The 5,503-nt window shown below is 75.0% G+C and carries 2 protein-coding genes; one reads left to right on the plus strand and one right to left on the minus strand.

Annotated features, from left to right (window positions below):
- On the minus strand, window positions 1-3,156 hold a 3,156-nt coding region (locus L2C96_RS20310; protein ID WP_237337355.1), incomplete at its 3' end, for an Rne/Rng family ribonuclease.
- A gap of 500 nt (window positions 3,157-3,656) precedes the next feature.
- On the opposite strand from L2C96_RS20310, the gene L2C96_RS20315 reads away from it, so the two are divergent.
- A complete protein-coding gene (locus L2C96_RS20315; RefSeq protein WP_237337356.1) occupies window positions 3,657-4,991 on the plus strand; it encodes a S8 family peptidase in 1,335 nt (444 codons plus the stop codon).
- Window positions 4,992-5,503 lie beyond the last annotated feature (512 nt).

Consider the following 5,503-nt stretch of genomic DNA (forward strand, 5'->3'; position numbering starts at 1 on the left):
CGTGGGCTGGGCCGACGTGGGCTGGGCCGACGTGGGCTGGGCCGACGTGGGCTGGGCCGCGTTCTCGGAGCCAGTCGCGGACCGGTCCGTCCCGGACTGGGCCGCACCTTCCGGTGCGGCCGAAGCCGTGGCCGGAGGCTGCGCCTCCGAGCCGGCCGGCTCGGAGGGCTCGGCCTGCGCCACGGGCTGCCCCACGGCACCGGACTGAGCCGTGGCAGCGGACTGAGCCGTGGCACCGGACTGAGCCGTGGCACCGGACTGAGCCGTGGCAGCGGTCTGAGCCGTGGCAGCGGTCTGGGTCGCACCCGACTGGGCAGCACCCGACTCGTCAGCCGCGCTGGGCTGGGCCGCTGCGTCAGCCTGGTCGGTCGCGCTGGGCTCGGCCTGCGCCTCGGCCGGAGCCGGGGGCTGGGGCGCCGCCTCGGGCTGGACCGTCGCGTTCGGCTGGGTCTGGGCTTCGGGCTGGGCCGTCTCGGCGCGGGCCTTCCCACGGGAGCGGGACCGCCGGTCGGGGCGGTCGCTGCCGGCCTTCTCCGCACCGGCCTTTTCCGCGCCGGTGTGCGCCTCGGCGGGGGTCGCCTCGGCCGGGGCCGCGCCGTTCTCCGCCTTCTCGCCGCCCTCGGTCTTCGTCGAGGCGATCTTCGCGGCCTTGGCCATGGCCTCGACGGCCGAGATCGTGCTCTCCCGCTGCACCGGCGACGGCTCGGGTGTCTTCTCCGCCTGCGGCTCCTCGACCTTGGCCCGGCCGCGCGACCGGCGCGAACCGCCGCCGCCACCGCCGTGCTGGTGCCCGCCGCCGTTGCCGCCGTTGCCCGACTTCACCGGCTCGGTCGAGACGATGACCCCGCGGCCCTTGCAGTGCTCGCACGTCGTGGAGAACGCCTCGAGCAGGCCGGTGCCGATCTTCTTGCGGGTCATCTGCACCAGGCCCAGCGAGGTGACCTCGGCGACCTGGTGACGCGTGCGGTCCCGGCCGAGGCACTCGGTCAGCCGCTTGAGCACCAGCTCGCGGTTGGACTCCAGCACCATGTCGATGAAGTCGATCACGATGATGCCGCCGATGTCGCGCAGCCGCAGCTGGCGCACGATCTCCTCGGCCGACTCCAGGTTGTTGCGGGTGACCGTCTCCTCGAGGTTGCCGCCCGAACCGGTGAACTTGCCGGTGTTGACGTCGATCACCGTCATCGCCTCGGTGCGGTCGATGACCAGGTAACCGCCGGAGGGCAGCCACACCTTGCGGTCCAGCGCCTTGGTGAGCTGCTCGTCGATGCGGTGCTCGGCCAGCACGTCTCCGGTGCCGACGTAGCGCTTGAGCCTGGGAGTCAGGTCCGGCGCGACGTGCTCGACGTAGGCGCGGATGGTCTCCCACGCCGTGTCGCCCTGGACCTCGAGCGAGACGAAGTCCTCGGTGAACAGGTCGCGGACCACCTTGACCAGCAGGTCCGGCTCTTCGTAGAGCATCACCGGGGCGGAGGACTTCTTGCCGGAGGTGGCCGCGTCGGCCTTCTCCTTGACGACCTCCCACTGCGCCTTCAGCCGCCGGACGTCGCGCTCCAGCTCCTCCTCGCTGATGCCCTCCGACGCCGTGCGGATGATCACACCGGCGTCCTCGGGGACGATCCGCTTGAGGATGTCCTTCAGCCGCCGCCGCTCGTTCTCCGGCAGCTTGCGCGAGATGCCGGTGGCGCCGCCCGAGGGCATGTAGACCAGGAAGCGGCCCGGCAGCGAGATCTGGGTGGTCAGCCGGGCGCCCTTGTGCCCGACCGGGTCCTTGGTGACCTGCACCAGCACGTTGTCGCCGGTGGAGAGGGCCTGCTCGATCTTGCGGGACTTGCCCTCCAGGCCGGCGGCGTCCCAGTCGACCTCGCCGGCGTAGAGCACGGCGTTGCGGCCGCGGCCGATGTCGACGAACGCGGCCTCCATCGAGGGCAGCACGTTCTGCACGCGGCCCAGATAGACGTTGCCGACGATCGAGCCGCTGCCCTGCGAGGTCACGAAGTGCTCGACGAGCACACCGTCCTCGAGCACGCCGATCTGGGTGTGCTCGCCGCGCTCGGCGACCACCATCGTGCGCTCGACCGACTCGCGCCGGGCCAGGAACTCGGCCTCGGACAGGATCGGCGCGCGGCGGCGGCCCGCCTCGCGGCCGTCCCGGCGGCGCTGGCGCTTGGCCTCCAGCCGCGTGGAGCCGCGGACGCTGCGCACCCCGTCCGAGCTGCTGCCGCTCTTCTCCTCGGCCTTCGCCTCGCGGACGTGGACGACGGTGTTCGGCGGGTCGTCGGTGGTGGCGTCGGCGCTGTCGCCGTCCGAGCCCTTGCGGCGGCGACGGCGACGGCGACGACGGCTCGAGCCCTCGGTCTCGTCGGTGTCCTCGGACGGCTCGCCCTCGTCGGCGGTGTCCTCGTCCTCGGCCTTGGCGGTCTCCTCGGCAGGCGCGGTCTCGTCGGCCTCGGTGGTCTCGGTGGCGTTCTCGTCGCCGCCCTTGCCCCGGCCACGGCCGCGACGGCCCCGGCGGCGGCGACGGCGGCCTGCGCCGTCCTCACCCTCGTCGGAGTCCTCGTCCACCGGCTTGACCTCGGCGGGCTGCTCCGCCTTGGGGGCGGGCTCCTCCTCGACGGCACCGGCCTCCGGCGGCAGGAACACCGGCGACGGGGCCGCGAAGACCGGCATGTGCGGCGGGCGCTGCGGCTGCCGCACCGGCTCGGGCTCGGGCTCGGCCACGGGTTCGGGCGCCGCGGCCGCCGGCGCGGTCTCGGGCTCCGGCGTCGCCTGGGTGGCGGGCTCGGGGGTGGTCTGGGCGGCCGGTGTCTCGACGACCGGCTCGGGCGTGCTCTCCGGGACGGCGTCCGGCGCGGGCGCCGCGTCCTCGGCCGGGGCGACCGCCTCGGGGGCGGCGGCCTCCTCGACGGCCTGCTCGTCGGCCGGGGCGAGCGCCTCGGCGACCTTCACCGCGACCTCCCGCGGCACGCTCGACTGGGCGCTGCGCGCCGTCTCACCCAGTTCGGTGAGCTTCGCCAGCACGACCCGGCTGTTGGAGCCGAGCAGCTTCGCCAGGGCGTGCACCCGGACGCGGGGCGGCAACTCGCCCAGCGGGCCGGTTGCGGGTAGGGCGGTGTTCCCGCCGGTGTTCTCGGCGGGTGTGTCCGCGTTCGACATACATCTCCTCCGCCCCCGGGCGCGTCCCAGCCGCTTGGGCTGGCGGACGCGGCCGCACAGGGGCCCTTCCTGTCTGTTCCGCCGGGGTGGTCACCGCCGGCGGGAATCCTGTGCCTCGTCTCGCCCCGACGGTGCCGGGGTCCGGCACCCGCCGATGGCGGGTCCGCTCGGTGACGGGCCGTCCGAGCCGGCGGTTCCCGCCCGCCTGCCGCTCGTCGAGCCACCCAGGTGGTTCCTGGCGGCGACGACCTGGCGCTCTTCCGGCCTGTCTCCGGACCGCAACCCCCGGACGGACCGCAGGTCGCGGACGTGTCGGCGGAAGCAGCCAAGCCGAGTATCCCACACGGTGCGTCCGGTGCGGCGTACTCGGTGCCAACAGGCACGTGACCACGGCCGGGCGAACTTGCCGCGTGCGCTTGTCGCCGCCGCGCGGGGTGGCTTAGCGTGCGGCAGGACGCCGACGGCCCCCCGGCCGCTGTTCGCCCTGTTGGAGGTCCCCGTTGCCCGGCTTCGGACGATCACTGGTGGCGGTGGCGTGCGCCGTCCTGGTGGTGGCGCCGGCCCACGTCGCGGCGGCGGAGCCGGAGCAGGCGTGCTCGGACAGCGGGCGCGACGTGCGGTACCTGGTCGTCTTCGACCGCGACACGCCCGAACCGGCGGCCCGCGACCAGGTGCGAGCCGCGTGCGGGCAGCTGACCGGGTATCACCCGCAGATCGGTGTGGGCGTCGCCACCTCCGGCGAGCCGGACTTCGCGCCGCGGATGGGCCCCGGCCGCACGTACAGCGCGCAGAACGAGCGGCGGGCGGGGCAGCGGTCGGCGCGGCCCAGCCTGCGGGCGACCACGCCGTCGGAGGTGCCGTCCACGGACCGCGCCGGCGAGCAGTGGAACCTCGCCGCGGTGGGCGGGCCCGGCACGGGCAGCCCGGACGTCGTGGTCGGTGTCCTGGACTCGGGCATCGACCCGGACCACCCCGACCTCGCAGAAGCGCTGGACCGGGGCGACTCGGCCGGCTGTCTGAGCGGTGTGCCCGACCCGGTTGAGCGCGCGTGGCGGGCGACGACGTCGGCGCACGGCACGCACGTCGCGGGGATCATAGCCGCGGCCGACGACGGCCGCGGCACCACCGGGGTCGCGCCGGGCACGCGGGTGGCGTCGGTCAAGGTCATCGACGACCGCGGTCTGGTCACCCCGGAGGCCGTGGTGTGCGGGCTGATGTGGGCGGCCGAGCGCGGGATGGCGGTCACCAACAGCAGCTTCGCGATCAACACGTGGGCCTCGTCGTGCGCCTGGACGCCGGAACGCGAGGTCGTGCGCGAGGCGGTCGGCCGGGCGCTGACCTACTCGGCTTCGCGGGGCACGGTGAACGTGGCCGCGGCGACGAACGACGCCGTCGACCTGACCCCGGCGTCCCGGGCGGGCGGGTGCGACGCGCTGCCCGCCGCGCTGCGGGACGTGGTGGCGGTGTCGGCGGTCGGGCCGGACGAGGTGAAAGCCGGGTACAGCTCGTACGGGCTCGGCGTGGTGGACCTGACCGCGCCGGGCGGCGACCGCGGCACGTGCGTGCTGTCCACCACGCCCGGCGGGTACGGCGAACTGTGCGGCACGTCGATGGCGGCGCCGCACGTGGCCGGCGCGGCGGCGGTGCTCGCGGCCGAGCGGCCCGGTTCGACGGCCCGACAGCTGCGGCGCGCGCTGGAGGAACGCGCGCGGCCGGTGCCCTGCCCCGCCGACTACGACCTCACCGGCGACGGGCGGCAGGACGCGTTCTGCGCCGGGTACACCGGCTACAACGGCTTCTACGGGCACGGGCTGGTGCGCATCGGCGCCGGCTGACGGTGGGCCGCGCTCCGGGTGGCCAGGACGGCGCCACTGTGAGGGGATGTGGTTGGGCATGCCGGGGTGCGAGGTGGTCCGGCGCTTCCACGCGACTGCGGGCGCGGGAGCAGCCCGCTGTGGCGGTGGGCCGTGCTCCAGATGCCCGGAGGGCGCCATCGGGTAGACGATGTGGCCGACCAGGCCCGGGTGCAAAGGTGGCCCCGCGCTTCCGCGCGACAGCGGGCACGAGCTGACGCGGGTTGGCGCCCGTTGACGGTGGGCTGCGCCCCGAACGGCCAGGACCCGGCCACGCATGAGGCGATGGCCCACCATGCAGGGTGAACCGAGGCGGTGGCAACGGGCGTGGCCGGTGCCGCGCCAGCGGGCTACCCCTCACCGGGCACGGGTCAGCGCAGGAGCAGGCCGCTGAGGCAGTGGGCCGTGCTGTAGATGGCCAGCACCGCGCCACCAAGTAGGCGATGTGGCCGATCATGCCGAGGGGCGAGGTGGCCCGGCGCTTCCGCGCGACA

The sequence above is a fragment of the Amycolatopsis tucumanensis genome (assembly GCF_021654135.1).
Lineage (GTDB): Bacteria > Actinomycetota > Actinomycetes > Mycobacteriales > Pseudonocardiaceae > Amycolatopsis_E > Amycolatopsis_E tucumanensis.